Origin of the sequence: Streptomyces murinus (assembly GCF_002154555.1) — a bacterium.
GTDB classification, from domain to species: Bacteria; Actinomycetota; Actinomycetes; order Streptomycetales; family Streptomycetaceae; genus Streptomyces; species Streptomyces murinus.
This window is the reverse complement of sequence record NZ_MUNF01000296.1, coordinates 23083-40590: the sequence shown is the minus strand read 5'-3', so window position 1 is coordinate 40590 and position 17508 is coordinate 23083. Positions and strand designations below refer to the sequence as shown.

Here is a 17508-nt window from a genome sequence, read left to right as displayed (position 1 = left end):
GACGCCGTGCCGTACAACTTCATGGTGGCCGCCCGGGTCCGGGCCGAGGTCGACGCACCGGCCCTGGAGCGTGCCGTGGCGGCCGTGCTGCGGCGGCATCCCGCGCTGCGCACGATCTTCGTGGAGGCGGGCGGCAGCCCGTACCAGGTCATCCTCGACGAGCCGGAGTACGAGTTCCTGGTCACGGACAGCACCCATCTGGACGACGAGCAGGCCCGCGAGGAACTCGCCGTGTACGGCCATATGCCGCTGGACCTGGACAACGGGCCGCTGGTGCGGGTCGTCCTGATGACGCGCGGGCCGGCCGACCACTATCTGCTGGTCCTCGTGCACCACATCGCCTCGGACGCCGCGTCGGCCGATGTGATGATCCGCGAACTCCAGGCGTTCTACGAGGGCGTTGATCCGGCGACCGCTGAACCGGTCGCTCCCTACACGGAGTTCGTGGAGTGGGAGCGGCAGTGGCTGGCCGGTCCTGCGGCCGAGGCGGCACTGGACTGGTGGTCACGGCGGCTCGCCGACCCGCCCGCCCATCTCGATCTGTCCCCCGTCGAGCGCCCGCCCGGCGTCACCTACGAGGGCCGCGACCTCACCTTCCGCTGGAGCGCCGAAGAGACGCGGGCGCTGCGGGAGTTCGCGGTGCGCGAGGGGGTGTCGATCAGCACCGTGGTGCTGGCCGGTTTCTTCGCGACGCTCAACCGCGCGGCCGGCGTCGAGGACTCCGTCCTTGCCACCGCCATCGCCCAACGCGCCGAACCCGGCTGGGAGTCCGCCATCGGCTACTACCTGAACACGGTCCTGGTGCGGGCGAAACCGGCCGGTGACCGTGGCTTCCGGGAGCTGCTGCGCGAGGTGCACGCGTTCTCGCTCGGCCTGCTGGAGCACATGAACTATCCGCTCGACCTGCTGGCGGCCGAACTGAAGCCCCCGCGGGCCGAGGGCCGCTCGCCCTGGTTCGACGTCGTCCTCAACTGGCTTTCCTCGGACGCCTTTCCGCGCTCCGTGAAGCTCTTCCACGGCATCGGCGACACCATCGCGCCCGAGGGCGCGCTGCCCCTGGAACCGCTGCCCGTACGCAGGCACCTCGCCAAGTTCGATCTGGAGATCTCGATGGCGGAGATCGGCGGCGAGGTCGTCGGCCATGTCCAGTACAAACCGAGCTATCTGGAGAAGCGGACCGTGACGGCACTGCTCGCGCTCTACCGCACCGTGCTCTTCGACTCGATCGCCCACCCCGACCTGGCACTCGACACCGTCGCGCCGGCCGGCCGGGCCAAGGAGACGGACCAGTGACCCAGACCCTGCACGCCAGATTCATCGAACAGGCCGGGAAGACCCCGGACGCCATCGCGGTCCACTCCGACGCCGGGGCGCTGACCTACCGCGAACTGGACGAGCGATCCCGGGAGTTGGCCCGGCGGCTCATTGCCGAGGGCGCCGGACCCGGGGTCCCGGTCGGCGTCTGCGTCGAGCGCGCGCCCGGCCTGCTCGTCGCGATCCTGGCCGTCCTGCGCGCCGGCTCCTGCTATGTGCCGCTGGACCCGAGGTACCCGGCCGAGCGGCTGGAGTTCATGGTCCGGGACAGCGGCACGCACCTGCTGCTGACCACGCCCGCGTCCCGGGAGAACTGCCCGGCGGGCCCGACCCTGATGGTGCTGGACGGGGCCGTGACGACCGAGCCCGGGGAGCGGCCCGTACCGGTCGTACCCGCCGACACCGCCTATGTGATCTACACCTCGGGCTCCACGGGAACGCCCAAGGGCGTGCCGATCCGGCACAGCGGCTGCGCGGCCATGCTGTCCGCCTGGGACCAGGTCCTCGGCGACCGCGACCTCGGCGGGGTCTGCGCGGCCAGCTCGATCTGCTTCGACATGTCCGTGATGGAGATCTTCCCCGCGCTGGGCCGGGGCGGCGCCCTCGTGCTCGTGGAGAGCACCGTCCATCTGCCCGAGAGCCCGCACGCCGGCAAGGTCACCCTGCTGCACGCCATCCCGTCGGTGACGAACGCCCTCCTGGACGCCGGCGGGCTGCCGCCGAACCTGCGCACGGTCGTGTTCGGCGGCGAGCCGCTGCGGCGCAAGCTGGTGGACCGGGTGTACGCGGAGACCGGCGCGGAGGTCTTCAACGCCTACGGCCCCACCGAGGGCACCGTCTTCTGCACGCTGGGTCCGGTGCCGAGGGACGGGACCGGCGAGCCCACGATCGGCGCGGCGGCGGCCGGTGCCCGGCTCCATGTGCTGGACGCGGACCGCAGGCCGGTGCCGGACGGTGTCCCCGGTGAGCTGTACCTCGGCGGGCCGGGCGTCGCCCACGGCTATCTCAACCGGCCGGAGACCACCGCCGAACGGTTCGTGCCGGACCCGTTCCTGGACGGCGGGCGCCTGTACCGCACCGGCGACGTCGTCGTCCGCGCCGACAGCGGTGAACTGGAGTTCGTCGGCCGTACCGACAACCAGGTCAAGGTGCGCGGCCATCGCATCGAGCTGGAGGAGGTCGAGTCCCGGCTGACCGGCTGCCCCGAGGTCCGCGAGGCCGCGGCCGTCGTACACGGGCGCAGGCTCGTCGGCTATGTCGTGACCGAGGGCGGGCCCCGGGGCGGCGCCCGGCTGGACGCGGAGCTCCAGGCCACCATCACCGGCAAGCTGGCCACCGAACTGCCCGAGTACATGGTGCCGGGGGCGATCGTGGTCCTGGACGAACTGCCGCTGACGCCGGGCGGGAAGCTCGACCGCGCCGCGCTGCCCGAGCCACCGGCCGCCGAGGGCGGGCCCGTGACGGCCGCCGGCACGCCGACCGAGGTGGCGCTCTCCGAGATCTGGGGCCAGTTGCTCGGCCTGGAACCGGCGGGCATCGACGTGCGGGCCGCGTTCTACGACCTCGGCGGCGACTCGCTCCTGCTGGTGCGGCTGGCCCGGCTGATGACCCGGCGCTTCGACCGCCGCGTCCGGGTGCCCGATCTCTTCCGCTTCCGTGACATCCACTCGCTGGGCCGCTGGCTCGACGAGGACGGCGACGCCACCCCCGAGGTGGTCGAGTCGGCCCGCCGGCGCGCCGCCGTACGCCGTGCCGCGCTGCGCGGCCGTGCCTCCTCCACCGGTAACTGAGCGTTCCCCCAACCCACTTGAGCAGGAGCCCTTCATGTCCGAAAGTCCCGAGCAGGACTACGACCCGGGCGACGTGGCCGTCATCGGCATCTCGTGCAAGGCGCCCGGTGCCCGCACCAAGGAACAGTTCTGGGACAACCTCGTGCACGGCAGGGAGTCCGTGCGGTTCCTGGAGAAGGACGAGATCAAGGTCGACGAGACCCTGATCAACAACCCGTACTACGTGCGGGCCTGCGGCACCCTCGACGGGTACGACGCGTTCGATCCGTCGGTGTTCGGCATCAGCGACCGGATGGCGGCCGCGATGACCCCGGAGAACCGGCTGTTCGTGGAGAGCGCATGGGAGGCGCTGGAGGACGGCGGCTACGACCCCGACCGGGTGCCCGGCGAGATGGGCATCTACGGCGCCAACAACCCGCAGACGGCGGCCCTTTACGGCACTCCGCCGGACCGGGTGTCGGTCGGTCCCGAGGCCATCGAGCACGGTCTGGCGTGGTCGCCGGACACCATGACGTCCAACGCGCTGTACTACATCGGGCTGACCGGCGAGGCCGTCACCGTCACCACCGCGTGCGCCGGATTCCACTACGCGGTGCATCTGGCCTGCCAGTCACTGCTGTTGGGGCAGACCGACATGGCGATCGCGGGCGGTGCGATGGTCCGGCTGCCGCACCCGCGCGGGCATCTGTGGGAGGAGGGCCGGATCCTGTCCCGGGACGGCCACTGCCGCCCGTTCGACGCGGCCGGCACCGGCGCCGCGCTGTCCAGCGGTGTCGTCACCATGCTGCTCAAGCCGCTCGCCCAGGCCGTCGCCGACCGGGACCACGTCTACGCCGTGGTCAAGGGCTCGGCCATCAACAACAACGGGGTCAGCGCGATGGCCTACGGGCTGGCGCAGCCCGAGCGGCTCAGCGCGTGCATCGCGGCCGCCATGCAGGTCGGCGGTGTCACCCCGGAGACGGTGTCCATGTACGAGGCCAACGGGCTCGGGCTGCCGATCACCGACCAGCTCGAAGTGCACGCCGTGAACATGGCGTTCGGCAAGCAGACCGGCACCTGCTCGATCGGCGGGGTCAAGGGCAACGTCGGACACGGCGGGGTGGTGGCGGGCGGCTTCGGCGCCATGAAGGCCACGATGGCGCTGTACCACCGGACGCTGGCGCCGACGATCAACCTGACCGAGCCCGACCCGGAGATCGACTTTCCGAGCACCCCGTTCGTGCCCCAACTGGAGTCCGCGGACTGGGAGCCGGAGGCCGGCATCCGGCGCGCCGGGATCACCGCGATCGGTGGCGGCGGCTACAACGGGCACCTGGTGCTCGAAGAGGCGCCGGCGCTCGCCGAGCGCGCCCCCGAGGCCGTCGGCAGGCCGCGCCTGGCCACCCTGTCCGCCCTGGACGACGACGCGCTCGCCCGGCAGCGCGCCCGGCTGCGGGACCGGCTGCTGGCCGACCCCGGTCTGCGGCTCGACGATGTGTGCTTCAGCCTCAACCTGGGCCGCCGGACGATGGACCGCCGGTGGGCGGCCGTGGTCCGCAGCCGCGAGGAGCTGATCGAGGCGCTGTCCGCGGACTCCGCGGGCGGTCCGGCGGTCACGACCGCCGCCGCGCCGCGGGTGGACGCCGACGGCCTCCCGCAGGGCGACCAGGGGATCGTGCCGGCCGCGCCGGACGACGACCGGGCGCTGTCCGCGCTCGCCGCCGCCTGGGTGAACGGGCGGCGGGTGGACTTCCGTCCGCTGCACAAGGGGGAGGCGAGCCACCGCGTGCCGCTGCCCACCTACCCGTTCCGGCCGCGCCGGTTCTGGCGCACCGAATGGTGAGGGCGGGCGCGCCGGCGCCGGCCACCGTGGACCTGGGCGACCCGGACACCTTCGCGGACCATGACCTCGACGGGTTCTGGCGCACCCTGCGGGACACCGCGCCGGTGTACTGGAACCCGCCGGCCGGGGGCCGCCGCGGGTTCTGGGTGCTGTCCCGGTACGACGACATCATGGCCGCCTACCGGGACGATCTGAATCTCACCTCCGAGCGCGGCAATGTGCTGGTCACGCTGCTGGGCGGGGGTGACGCCGGGGCCGGGCGGATGCTGGCCGTCACCGACGGGCACCGCCACCACGAGCTGCGCAAGATCCTCCAGCGGGTGCTCTCGCCGAGGGTGCTCAGCGATGTCGCGGCGGCGGTGCGGGCCAACACCCGGCGGCTGATCCGCGAGGCGGTCGAGGCCGGCGGCTGCGACTTCGCCGCGGAGATCGCGAGCCGTATCCCGATGACCACGATCTCCAATCTGCTCGGCGTGCCCGAGCAGGACCGGGACCATCTGCTCGCCCAGACCAAGGCCGCGCTGTCGGCCGACACCGAGGACGTCGACGAGACCGACTCCGAGATGGCCCGCAACGAGATCCTGCTGTACTTCATGGACATGGTCGAGGAGCGGCGTGCGGCGCCGGGCGACGATGTGATCAGCATGCTGGTCGCGAGTTCCATCGACGGGGTGCCGCTGTCCGACGAGGACATCGTGCTCAACTGCTACAGCCTGATCATCGGCGGCGACGAGACCAGCCGGCTGACGATGATCGACGGTGTGCACACCCTCGCGGCGAGGCCCGAGCAGTGGCGGCGGCTCAAGGACGGCGAGGTCGCGATCGACACCGCCGTGGACGAGGTGCTGCGCTGGGCCTCCCCGACCCTGCACTTCGGGCGCACCGTGGTCCGCGAGACGGAGGTGCACGGCGTACGGCTGCGGCCCGGCGAGATCGTCACGCTCTGGCACGCCTCCGGCAACCGGGACGAGCGGGTCTTCGAGCGGCCCGGTGAGTTCGACCTCGGCCGCGCCCCCAACAAGCATCTGGCCTTCGGCTACGGCCCGCACTTCTGCCTCGGCTCCTATCTGGCCAAGGTGGAGATCGCCGAACTGCTTCTGGCGCTACGGGACTTCACCGACGGTTTCGAGCAGACCGGCGAGGCGCTGCGCATCCGGTCGAACTTCCTGACCGGGTTCTCCACGCTGCCGGTGCGCTTCCGGCCCGACCCCCGCTCGATGAAAGAGGCGGCAACCCAGTGAACATCTACCTTTCGGGACAGGGGGCGTTCGCGGTCCAGGTCGCGGACGCCCTGGGAGAGGAAGGCCACCGGATCGCGGGCGTGGCCGCCCCCCGGCTGCGCAAGGGGCACTCCGACGAGGGCAACGCGCTGTCCTGGGACCGGCTGCGCGCGTGGGCGTACCCGAGGAGCGTCCCCTGGACGGACTCGGCCGAACTGCGCGCGATGCATGTCCCCGACGGGGTGGACCTCATCGTCGCCGCCCACTCGCACGCCTTCATCGGCCGCGCGACCCGCGCCCGCGCCGCCGTCGCGGCCATCGGCTACCACCCCAGCCTGCTGCCGCTGCACCGCGGCCGGGACGCGATCCGGTGGACGATCCGCGACGGCGACAAGGTGACCGGCGGCAGCGTCTACCACCTCACCGAACGCACCGACGGCGGCCCCATCGCCGCCCAGGAACACCTGTTCGTGCCTCCCGGCTCGACCCCGGAGACCCTGTGGCGCGAACACCTCGCCCCCCTCGGCGTGCGCCTCCTGGTCCGCGTGGTCACCGACCTCGCCAAGGGGCGCCGCGTCGAGGTCCCCCAGGACGACGAACTGGCCACCTGGGAGCCCGCCATGGGCGCACCCCCACTGTTCAAACCCGAACTGATCGCCCTGCCGGGCTCGGAAGTCGTGGACGGCAGCAGGTGGGCGTTGCACATGGAGTGACCGGACGAACCGGCGAAGTCCGGGACGGGGGGTCCCGCCGCAGGGGCTGGACTTCGCGCCGTCCAGCCCCTGTTCCCCGTTCAGAGGCGGCCGACGTCCAGCACCGCCCGGGCGAAGACGGCCGGTGCCTCCTGTGGGAGGTTGTGGCCGATGCCCGCCACGACCCGGTGCTCGTAGGGGCCGGTGAAGCGGTCGCGGGTGGGGTCGCCGGGCGCGGTGAAGGGGTCCAGTTCGGGGCTCAGGGTGATGGTGGGGACATGGATCATGGGCCGGGCGGCGAGTTCCTTCTCGTAGCGGTCGTAACGGCGTTCACCGTCCGCGAGGCCGAGGCGCCAGCGGTAGTTGTGGATGACGATGGCGGCGTAGTCGGGGTTCTCGAAGGCCGCCGCGGTGCGTCGGAAGGTGGCCTCGTCGAACTTCCAGCCGGGTGAGACGAGTTGCCACACCAGATGGCACAACTCGTCGCGCAGTTCGGGGGTTTCCATGGCCTGGCGGCCGCGTTCGGTGGCGAAGTAGTACTGGTACCACCAGTTGTGCTCGTCGGCGGGCGCGATGGGTGACTTCTGCGCCTCGACGTTCGTGATGAGGTACCCGCTGGTGGAGACGAGCGCGGTGACGCGCTCGGGCCACAGCGCGGCGATGATGTCGGCGGTGCGCGAGCCCCAGTCGAAGCCGGCGAGGACGGCCTCGCGGATCTCCAGCGCGTCCATGAGCGCGACGATGTCCAGGGCGATCGCGGACTGCTGGGCGTTGCGGACCGTACGGCCGGACCGGAACCGGGTGCTGCCGTGGCCCCGGAGGTAGGGCACGATCACCCGGTACCCCTGCCCGGCGAGGAGCGGGGCGACATCGACGTAGCTGTGGATGTCGTACGGCCATCCGTGCAGGCAGATGACGACGGGGCCGTGGGCCGGGCCCGCCTCGGCGTACCCGATGTCGAGCACGCCCGCGTCGATCTGCCTGAGCGCGGGGAAAGTGGTGTGCGTCCCGGGTGCGGGGGCCTCGTCCGCCCCGCCGGGCCCGGCCTGGGCGGCGTCGGCCGACTGCGCGCCGGTCAGGGAGAGCGCGGCCGCGCCGGTCCCCAGGCCGACGGCCTTCCCGAAGGTACGCCTGTCGATCATATGAAACCCTCCGTCGTCCGCTGCGTGCGGTGCGGTCAGCTCGTCCGCGACGCTACAGGCCGGTCCCCGTCCCCCGAAGGCGGCGCGAAGGGGGTGACACCTCATCCAGGAGGAACTCTTCGCGGAGGTGGGCGCGGCGGGGCCGGGGCCCTCAGCCTTCGGGTTCCGTGACGCGGTACGGCACGAACGTGCTGGTGTCCTGGTCGATGTGCAGCCGGTGGCCGAGCGGCGGGGCGGCGCGCTGGGGGCAGGAGAGGCGTTCGCAGACCCGGCAGCCCATGCCGATGGGGGTGGCGGCGGAGGTGCCCGCGAGGTCGAGGCCGTCGGAGTAGACGAGCCGGTGGGCGTGGCGGATCTCGCAGCCGAGGCCGATGGCGAAGGTCTTGCCCGGTTCGCCCCAGCCGCCGCGGTGCCGGGCGACGGCCCGCGCGGTCCACAAGTAGCGCTGCCCGTCGGGCATTTCGGCGACCTGGACATGGATGCGGCCGGGCGCGGCGAACGCCTCGTACACATTCCACAGGGGGCAGGTGCCGCCCGCCCGGGAGAAGTGGAAGCCGGTCGCCGACTGGCGCTTGGACATGTTGCCGGCCCGGTCGACCCGGACGAAGGAGAAGGGCACCCCGCGCAGCCGGGGGCGCTGGAGGGTGCTCAGCCGGTGGCAGACGGTCTCGTAGCCGAGGCCGTAGCGGTCGGTGAGGCGCTCGATGTCGTAGCGCACCTCCTCGGCGGTCGCGTGGAAGGCGCGGTACGGCAGGACGAGCGCCGCCGCGAAGTAGTTGGCGATGCCGATGCGGGCGAGGGCGTGCGCGGGTGAACCCGGGGTGAAGTCCTCGGCGGCCAACTGGTCGAGTTCGGTGCCGTGTTCGAGCAGGGCGAGCTGGGTGGCCAGGCGGAACGCGCGCTGGCCGGGGCGCAGCCGGGTGGAGAGGTGGAGGGTGCGGGTCGGCGCGTCGTAGTGGTGGAGGTGGTCGGCCGCCCCGACGGACAGCCGGACGCCGTGCCGGTCGGCGAGGCGGGCGGTCAGGGCGGGCAGGACCTCGCCGGGCCCGATGCCGATGTCCTCGGCGAGGGCTTCGGCCGCGAGGTCGGTGTCATGGAGGTAGTTGCGGCGCCGGTAGAAGAAGTCCCGGATCTCCTCGTGGGGTGAGCGGGGCAGTTCGGGGTCGGTGCCACGGCTGTCCGTGGCCTGCGCGAGGCGTTCGGCGAGGAGTTGGTTGCGGCGGCCGAGGCCGAGCAGCACCTGTGCGACGGCGGGCATCCGGGCGGCGAGTTCCGCGAGGTCGGCGGCGGACAGGCCGGCCTCGGCGAGTTCCCCGGCCAGGGCCTCGCGCAGGTCGGCGATCAGGCGCGTGGTGTCGCGCTCGGAGAAGAAGCCCGGATCGACGCCGAACGTCTCGGTCAGCCGGAGCAGCACCGGGACCGTGAGCGGCCGGGAGTCGTGCTCCATCTGGTTGAGATAGCTGGGCGAGATGGCGAGCACGCGGGCCATCTCGGCCTGGCTGAGGCGCCGCTCCTCGCGCAGGCGCCGCAGCCGCGCGCCCGCGTACGTCTTGCCCATCCCGGGTCCTTCCTCTTCCTTCCGGCTTCCGGTCAGCGTAGGTGATGAACGCCCCGGTGGGGCCTTCGCAAAGTTGGCAAATGACGGCCGGAAGATTCACAGAAGTTGGCAGACGTCCACCATTGATGGCACTCAGTGCCACTGCCAAAGTGTGAGTACGGCCCGCCGGACACCGGCGGCCACCGCTTGCGGCGGGGGCCCGAATCAGGCCCTGACATCGGGTTTCCCGGCGCGGGTGAGGGTCGTCACCGGCAGCACTGCTCAGCTCCGTCCTCCAGGTGCCGGCGGGCCGTATCTCAACTTTTCGACACGTAGTGCCACACCTGTTCGCCCGAGCGGGGATGTTGGCAGCCAGTACAGACCGAGGAGACAGTCATGGCAGAGGCGACGAGGACGCAGGCGGCCGAGGAGCTCGCGCGGCGCTGGGCCACCGACCCCCGCTGGCAGGGCGTCGAGCGCACCTACAGTGCCGAGGACGTGATCCGGCTGTCCGGCAGCGTCCGCGAGGAGCACACCCTGGCCCGGCGCGGCGCCGAGCGGCTGTGGCGGCAGCTGCACGAGCAGGACTACATCCACGCCCTCGGCGCGCTCACCGGCGGGCAGGCGGTCCAGCAGGTCAAGGCCGGTCTCCAGGCCATCTACCTGTCCGGCTGGCAGGTCGCCGCCGACGCCAACCAGGCCGGGCACACCTACCCGGACCAGAGCCTGTACCCGGCCAACTCCGTTCCCCAGGTGGTGCGTCGGATCAACAACGCGCTGCTGCGCGCCGACCAGATCGCCACCGCCGAGGACGCCGGGGACACCACGGACTGGCTCGCGCCGATCGTCGCCGACGCCGAGGCCGGCTTCGGCGGGCCGCTCAACGCCTTCGAGCTGACCAAGGCCATGATCGCGGCGGGCGCGGCCGGTATCCACTACGAGGACCAGCTCGCCTCGGAGAAGAAGTGCGGTCACCTCGGCGGCAAGGTCCTGGTGCCGACCTCGCAGCACATCCGCACCCTGAACGCGGCGCGTCTGGCCGCCGACATCGCCGACGTGCCGAGCATCATCGTCGCCCGCACCGACGCGCTCGCCGCCAATCTGCTCACCACCGATGTGGACGAGCGGGACGCCGAGTTCGTCACCGGCGAGCGCACGCCGGAGGGCTTCTACCGGGTGCGGCCCGGGATGGCGCCGGTGATCGCCCGCGGTCTGGCGTACGCGCCGTACGCCGATCTGCTCTGGGTGGAGACCGGCACCCCCGACCTCGCGCAGGCCCGTGAGTTCGCCGAGGCGATCCACGCCCGCTACCCGGACCAGATGCTGGCCTACAACTGCTCGCCGTCCTTCAACTGGAAGGCCGCGCTGGACGACGACCAGATCGCCAAGTTCCAGCGGGAGCTGGGCGCGATGGGTTACCGGTTCCAGTTCATCACCCTGGCCGGGTTCCACTCCCTCAACCACGGCATGTTCGACCTGGCCCGCGGTTACGCCGAGCACGGCATGACCGCCTATGTCGACCTCCAGGAGCGGGAGTTCGCCGCCCAGGCGCAGGGCTTCACCGCCGTCAAGCACCAGCGCGAGGTCGGCACCGGCTACTTCGACCTGGTCTCCACCGCGGTCAACCCCGCCTCCTCCACCACCGCGCTGGCCGGTTCGACGGAGGCCGAGCAGTTCCACTAGGCCGCGCACACCTCCTCGCACCTCCTCCAGGAGACACCGATGACCACCAGTGCACTGACCCACCGGGTCCGCGTGCTCGCCCCCGAGGGCGAGCGGCACGACGAGATCCTCACGCCCGCCGCCCTGGACTTCGTCGGCGCCCTCGCGGCCGCGTTCGGCGAGCGCCGCCAGGAGCTGATGAAGGAGCGGCGCCGGCAGGCCCTGCGGCTGGCCGCCGGTACCCCGCTCGACTTCCCGATGGTCACCTCCGCCGTGCGCGCCGACCCCGGCTGGCGGGTCGCGCCGCCCGCGCCCGGTCTCACCGACCGCCGCGTGGAGATCACCGGGCCGCCGGAGCGCCGTATGGCGGTGAACGCGCTCAACTCCGGGGCCCAGGTGTGGATGGCCGACCTCGAGGACGCCACCGCGCCCACCTGGGGCAATGTCATCGGCGGCCAGCTGAGCCTGCTGGACGCGATCGAGCGGCGGATCGACTTCACCGCCGCGGACGGCCGGGAGTACCGGCTCGGCGAGCACCTCGCCACGATCGTCGTACGGCCGCGCGGCTGGCACCTGGAGGAGGAGCACCTGGAGTACGACGGCCGGCCGGTGCCCGCGGCGCTGGTGGACTTCGGTCTCTACTTCTTCCACTGCGCCCAGCGGCAGATCGACGCCGGGTACGGCCCGTACTTCTATCTCCCCAAGCTGGAGAACCGGTACGAGGCGCGGCTGTGGAACGATGTCTTCCTGCTCGCCCAGGAACTGCTCGGCATCCCCCGGGGCACCGTCCGCGCCACCGTGCTCATCGAGACGATCACGGCCGCGTTCGAGATGGAGGAGATCCTCTACGAGCTGCGCGAGCACAGCTCGGGACTCAACGCGGGCCGCTGGGACTATCTGTTCAGCGTCATCAAGACCTTCGGTCACCGCACCGACTTCCTGCTCCCGGACCGGGCGAAGGTCACCATGACGGCCCCGTTCATGCGGGCGTACACCGAACTCCTCGTGCGCACCTGCCACAAGCGGGGCGCGCATGCCATCGGCGGCATGGCGGCGCAGGTGCCGGGCGCCGAACCGGCCGCTCGTGAGGCCGCGTTGGCGACGGTCCGGCTGCACAAGGAGCGGGAGGCCGAGGACGGCTTCGACGGTTCCTGGGTGGCGCATCCGGGTCTGGTCCCGGTGTGCCGGGAGGTGTTCGACGGCGTCCTGGGCGAGCGGCCGCACCAACTGGACCGGCTGCGTGAGGACGTGGCGGTCACGGCGGCCGAGCTGCTGTCGGTGCGGCGGATCGCGGGACCGCCCACGGCGGAGGGGGTGCGCACCAACCTCCGGGTCGCGCTGCGCTACTTCGCCGCCTGGCTGGACGGCCGGGGTGCCGTCGCGCTGGACGGCCTCATGGAGGACGCGGCCACGGCGGAGATCGCCCGGGTGCAGATCTGGCAGTGGCTGCGGCACCGGGTGATCGAGCGGGAGACGGTGGCGGAGCTGCTTGAGGAGGAGACGGCGGCGCTCGGCGCGGAGTATCCGTGGGCGCCGGTGGATGAGGTCCACGAGTTGTTCGAACGCACCGCTCTCCAGGGCGAGTTGCCGCTGTTCTTCACACCGGAGGCCTACACCCGGCATCTCGTGCGGCGGGCGTCATGAGCGGGCGCTTCGCACGTGTCGGAGTGGTCGGCGGCGGCCGGATGGGCGCGGGCATCGCCGAGGTGTGCGCGCGGGCCGGCCTTGACACCGTGGTCTGCGAGGCGGACGCGGTGGCCGCCCGCGCGGCCCGGAACCGGGTGGCCGCCTCCCCCGAACAGGCGGTAAGGCGAGGCAAGTTGGCCGATTCCGCGGCGCGGGACGCCCTCGCGTGCCTCGTCTTCACCGGCGATCTCGACGCGTTGGCCGACCGGCAGCTCGTGATCGAGGCCGTGACCGAGAACGCGGACGCCAAGACCGAGGTGTTCGCCGCGCTCGACAAGATCGTGGCGGATCCGGCGGCGGTGCTGGCCACCAACACCTCCTCGCTGCCCGTGATGCGGCTCGGCATGGCCACCTCGCGGGCGGACCGGGTCGTCGGACTGCACTTCTTCAACCCGGTACCGGTGCTGCCGCTGGTGGAGGTCGTCGCCTCGCTGCACACCTCGGCCCGGACCGTGGCCGAGGTGGAGACCTTCGCCACCGAGGTGCTCGGCAAGACGGTCGTGCACGCGAAGGACCGGGCCGGTTTCGTGGTCAACGCGCTGCTGGTGCCGTATCTGCTGGCCGCGATCCGGATGGCGGAGTCCGGCTTCGCCTCGGCCGCGGACATCGACAACGGCATGGAGCTGGGCTGCGCCCATCCGATGGGGCCGCTGCGGCTCGCGGACCTGATCGGCCTCGACACGGTCGCCGCGATCGCCGAGTCGCTGCACGACGAGTTCCGTGAACCCCTGTACGCCCCGCCCCCGCTGCTGAGGCGGATGGTCGAGGCGGGGCTGCTGGGCCGCAAGAGCGGCCGGGGGTTCCACGTGTACGGCCAGGGCTGAGGAACCTGGTCCGGCCGGGCTGAGGGGCCCGGCCCGCGGTCCCCGGCCGAGGGTCCGGACCGACCGCACGGAGGGAAGGGCGGGAAGCGCGTGTGCGGCGCTTCCCGCCCTCTGCGTGTGGCAGCATCGCGGGCGAACCCCTGGACGAATAGGTGCAGTTGCGCGATGTCACACCGGACGACGTGGACGCCTATGTACGGATGCGGTGCGATCCCCGCATGATGGCGGACCTGGGTGGGCCGCTGCCCCGGGAGGGGATGGCGGACAAGGTGCGCCGGGACGCCGAGGAGGCCGCGGCGGACCGCGCCTGGCTGAAGATGATCGTGCCCGATCCGGCGCTGCCCGACGTGGTGGCCGGCACGGTGACCCTGTGGAGCCATGAGAGCGCCGATGGCCCGGTCTCCGAGATCGGCTGGATGGTGCTGCCCGGGTTCCAGGGTCGCGGACTCGGCAAGCGGGCCGTCCGGGCCCTCCTGGAACAGGCCCGCGACCAGGACCGCTGGGGCCCGGTGCATGCCTTCCCGGCGACCGGGAACGCGGCGTCGAACGGGATCTGCCGCACCCTCGGCTTCCGGTTGCTCGCGGAGATCGACATGGACTTCGCCGGGCGGGCGCTGCGCAGCAATCACTGGGTCATCGAGCCGGGGCGCGATCTGGTCCGAGGCCGTCCGTCTCGGCGCGCCATCCGAATGCTGGACTTGATCCACCATGCGAACCCTTCGGCCCGTAGGCTGACCCGTGCAGCTGGTTCGCCCCGTCCGCCAGGCGGGAGCGTCGTAAGAGGGAACCCGGTGGGAATCCGGGACTGCCCCGCAGCGGTGAGTGGGAACGACCGCCGTCATACGCACTGGACCCGGTGAAACGGGTCTGGGAAGCGACGGCCAGTAGGTGTCCTCAGGCGATGAGGACGGGCCCGCGAGTCCGAAGACCTGCCAACTGCCCGTGCGCGGGACGTCCCGTGCGCGGACATCCCGGTGACCTCGAGGGCGGGTCGGCGACACAGAACCGAACGGACGGCCGTGGGCCGCTGCCGTACGGTCCGTCACCCTTCGCGCTCTCGTCCCGTCCCCGGGATCTCAGGGATTCATCTCGCGAAGGAGATCTCCGTGACCACGAAGTCCGCAGCCGCGGCGGCACGGGCCACCGTGTACGGCTACCCCCGCCAGGGGGCGAACCGGGAACTGAAGAAGGCCATCGAGGGCTACTGGAAGGGCCGCGTCACCGCCACCGAACTGCGCGCCACCGCAGCCGAGTTGCGAAGCACCACCTGGCGCCGGCTCGCCGCGGCCGGCCTGCACGAGGTGCCGACCGGCGACTTCTCGTACTACGACCATGTCCTGGACACCACCGTCATGGTCGGCGCGATCCCCGACCGGCACCGGGCGGCCGTCGCCGCCGATCAGCTGGACGGCTACTTCGCGATGGCCCGCGGCACCCAGGAGGTGGCGCCGCTGGAGATGACCAAGTGGTTCGACACCAACTACCACTACCTGGTGCCCGAGCTGGGCCCGGACACGGTGTTCGCGGCCGACTCGGCCAAGCAGGTCGCGGAGCTGACCGAAGCCCTCGCCCTCGGGCTGAGCGCCCGCCCGGTGCTGGTGGGCCCGGTGACGTATCTGCTGCTGGCCAAGCCCGCGCCCGGCGTGCCCGCGGACTTCGAGCCGCTGACCCTGCTGGACCGGCTGCTGCCGGTGTACGCCGAGATCCTCGCCGATCTGCGGGCGGCCGGCGCCGACTGGGTGCAGCTCGACGAGCCCGCCCTCGTCCAGGACCGCACCCCGGCCGAGCTGAACGCCGCCGAGCGCGCCTACCGGGACCTCGGCGCCCTCACCGACCGCCCGAAGCTGCTGGTCGCGTCCTACTTCGACCGGCTCGGCGAGGCCCTGCCGGTGCTCGCGAAGGCGCCGGTGGAGGGCCTGGCCCTGGACTTCACCGAGGCCGCCGCCCAGAACCTGGACGCGCTGGCCGCCGTCGGCGGGCTGCCCGGCAAGCGGCTGGTCGCGGGCGTCGTCAACGGCCGCAACATCTGGGTCAACGACCTGGAGAAGTCCCTGGCCACCCTCGGCACCCTGCTGGGCCTGGCCGACCGGGTGGACGTCGCGGCCTCCTGCTCCCTGCTGCACGTGCCCCTCGACGCGTCCGCCGAGCGCGACATCGACCCGGGGATCCTGCGCTGGCTCGCCTTCGCCGAGCAGAAGACGGCGGAGATCTCCACGCTCGCCAAGGGCCTCACCCTCGGCACGGACGCCATCGCCGCGGAGCTGTCCGCGAACCGGGCCGACCTCGCCTCCCGGGCCGGCTCCCCCCTCACCCACGACCCGGCCGTGCGCGCCCGCGCCGCCGCCGTCACCGAGGCCGACGCCCGCCGCTCCCAGCCGTACGCCGAGCGCACCGCGGCGCAGCGCGCCCGGCTCGGGCTGCCCCTGCTGCCCACGACGACGATCGGATCGTTCCCGCAGACCGGTGAACTGCGCACCGCGCGCGCCGACTTGCGGGCGGGACAGATCGACACCGCCGGGTACGAGGAGCGCATCAAGGCCGAGATCCGGGAGGTGATCGGCTTCCAGGAGAAGGCCGGTCTCGATGTCCTGGTGCACGGCGAGGCCGAGCGCAACGACATGGTGCAGTACTTCGCCGAGCAGCTCACCGGCTACCTCGCCACCCAGCACGGCTGGGTCCAGTCGTACGGCACCCGGTACGTGCGGCCGCCGATCCTGGCCGGTGACATCTCCCGCCCCGGGCCGATGACGGTGCGCTGGACGTCGTACGCCCAGTCGCTCACGGACCGACCGGTCAAGGGCATGCTCACCGGTCCGGTCACCATGCTCGCCTGGTCCTTCGTCCGCGACGACCAGCCGCTCAGGGACACCGCGCGGCAGGTGGCCCTCGCCCTGCGGGACGAGGTCAACGACCTTGAGCTGGCGGGGACTTCGGTGATCCAGGTGGACGAGCCCGCGCTGCGCGAGACGCTGCCGCTACGCGCCGCCGACCGGCCCGGGTATCTGGACTGGGCGACCGAGGCGTTCCGGCTGAGCACCTGCGGGGTGCGCCCGGACACCCAGATCCACACGCACATGTGCTACGCCGAGTTCGGTGACATCGTGCGGGCCATCGACGATCTCGACGCCGATGTGATCAGCCTGGAGGCGGCCCGCTCCCATATGCAGGTCGCCCGTGAACTGGCCGACCACGGATATCCACGCGAGGCCGGTCCCGGTGTCTACGACATCCACTCCCCGCGCGTGCCGAGCGCCGAGGAGGCGGCCGGGCTGCTGCGCACCGGGCTCGGGGCGATCCCGGTGGAGCGGCTGTGGGTCAACCCCGACTGCGGGCTGAAGACCCGCGGCTGGCCGGAGACCCGCGCGTCCCTGGAGAACCTGGTCACGGCCGCCCGCACGGTCCGCGAGGAGCTGGCCGGGGCCTGATCCGGACACGGGGGCGGGGCCGGGGCGCACGCGTCCTGACCCCGCCCGGTGCACTTAGGTATACCTAAGTTTCACTCGCGACACAACATCTGGGGCTGTGCACCCCAGGCGAGTTCTAGATGTAGTGTTGAACGCGCTGGTGGTTCGCCGGGCACTGTGGTGTCCGGTGAGGCAAGAGGGAACCCGGTGGGAATCCGGGACTGCCCCGCAGCGGTGAGCGGGAACGACCGCCGTCATACGCACTGGACCCGGTGAAACGGGCCTGGGAAGCGACGGCCAGTAGGAGTCCTCAGGCGATGAGGACGGGCCCGCAAGTCCGAAGACCTGCCACCGGCGCGTACGCCGACAAACGGCGTACGCGCTTCGAGGCCCCGAGGGAGGGCCGCGTGGCCGT

General features: G+C 72.0%; 11 protein-coding genes, 1 pseudogene and 2 riboswitches. Of the genes and pseudogenes, 10 read left to right on the top strand and 2 right to left on the bottom strand.

All coding sequences use genetic code 11. The features are described from left to right. The 5 genes from CCN72_RS18735 to CCN72_RS18715 all read left to right on the top strand — a co-directional run. On the top strand, positions 1-1293 hold a 1293-nt coding region (locus CCN72_RS18735; RefSeq protein ID WP_244174313.1), incomplete at its 5' end, for a condensation domain-containing protein. Then, the gene (locus CCN72_RS18730) at positions 1290-3104 is read left to right on the top strand and encodes a non-ribosomal peptide synthetase (RefSeq protein ID WP_086808514.1); all 1815 of its coding nucleotides are present in this window, start codon (positions 1290-1292) and stop codon (positions 3102-3104) included. The genes CCN72_RS18735 and CCN72_RS18730, both read left to right, overlap by 4 nt. Positions 3105-3138: 34 nt before the next feature. Continuing rightward, the gene (locus tag CCN72_RS18725) at positions 3139-4926 is read left to right on the top strand and encodes a beta-ketoacyl synthase N-terminal-like domain-containing protein (protein ID WP_086808513.1); all 1788 of its coding nucleotides are present in this window, start codon (positions 3139-3141) and stop codon (positions 4924-4926) included. Continuing rightward, positions 4920-6167 (top strand): cytochrome P450, encoded by a 1248-nt coding sequence (locus CCN72_RS18720; RefSeq protein WP_086808512.1) that lies wholly within the window; start codon positions 4920-4922, stop codon positions 6165-6167. Before CCN72_RS18725 ends, CCN72_RS18720 begins: the two co-directional genes overlap by 7 nt. Further along, positions 6164-6859, top strand: a complete 696-nt coding sequence (locus tag CCN72_RS18715) for a formyltransferase family protein (RefSeq protein ID WP_086808511.1) — start codon at positions 6164-6166, stop codon at positions 6857-6859. The genes CCN72_RS18720 and CCN72_RS18715 overlap by 4 nt, the downstream gene beginning before the upstream one ends. Positions 6860-6939: 80 nt before the next feature. Here the strand turns inward: CCN72_RS18715 and CCN72_RS18710 are convergent, their stop codons facing one another. Further along, positions 6940-7980 (bottom strand): alpha/beta fold hydrolase, encoded by a 1041-nt coding sequence (locus CCN72_RS18710; RefSeq protein ID WP_086808510.1) that lies wholly within the window; start codon positions 7978-7980, stop codon positions 6940-6942. Positions 7981-8131: 151 nt separating this feature from the next. Continuing rightward, positions 8132-9538, bottom strand: coding sequence for a short-chain fatty acyl-CoA regulator family protein (locus CCN72_RS18705; RefSeq protein ID WP_086808509.1), 1407 nt, complete (start codon positions 9536-9538; stop codon positions 8132-8134). A gap of 375 nt (positions 9539-9913) precedes the next feature. Between CCN72_RS18705 and aceA the strand changes: the two genes are divergently transcribed. The 5 genes and pseudogenes from aceA to metE all read left to right on the top strand — a co-directional run bounded on the left by aceA (position 9914) and on the right by metE (position 17114). Further along, a complete protein-coding gene (gene aceA, locus CCN72_RS18700; RefSeq protein WP_086808508.1) occupies positions 9914-11200 on the top strand; it encodes an isocitrate lyase in 1287 nt (428 codons plus the stop codon). A gap of 39 nt (positions 11201-11239) precedes the next feature. Further along, a complete protein-coding gene (gene aceB / locus CCN72_RS18695) occupies positions 11240-12823 on the top strand; it encodes a malate synthase A (RefSeq protein ID WP_086808507.1) in 1584 nt (527 codons plus the stop codon). After that, a complete protein-coding gene (locus tag CCN72_RS18690) occupies positions 12820-13689 on the top strand; it encodes a 3-hydroxybutyryl-CoA dehydrogenase (RefSeq protein WP_086808506.1) in 870 nt (289 codons plus the stop codon). Before aceB ends, CCN72_RS18690 begins: the two co-directional genes overlap by 4 nt. Before the next feature lie 152 nt (positions 13690-13841). Further along, positions 13842-14345: pseudogene (locus CCN72_RS18685) on the top strand (GNAT family N-acetyltransferase); the annotation flags it as partial. 72 nt (positions 14346-14417) lie between these two features. Continuing rightward, positions 14418-14640, top strand: a riboswitch (cobalamin riboswitch). Positions 14641-14795: 155 nt separating this feature from the next. Further along, positions 14796-17114 carry a 5-methyltetrahydropteroyltriglutamate--homocysteine S-methyltransferase gene (metE, locus tag CCN72_RS18680; RefSeq protein ID WP_086808505.1) on the top strand — a complete coding sequence of 773 codons (2319 nt, stop codon included), beginning with the start codon at positions 14796-14798 and terminating at the stop codon, positions 17112-17114. Positions 17115-17237: 123 nt separating this feature from the next. Continuing rightward, a riboswitch (cobalamin riboswitch) is annotated at positions 17238-17460 on the top strand. Positions 17461-17508: the final 48 nt, after the last annotated feature.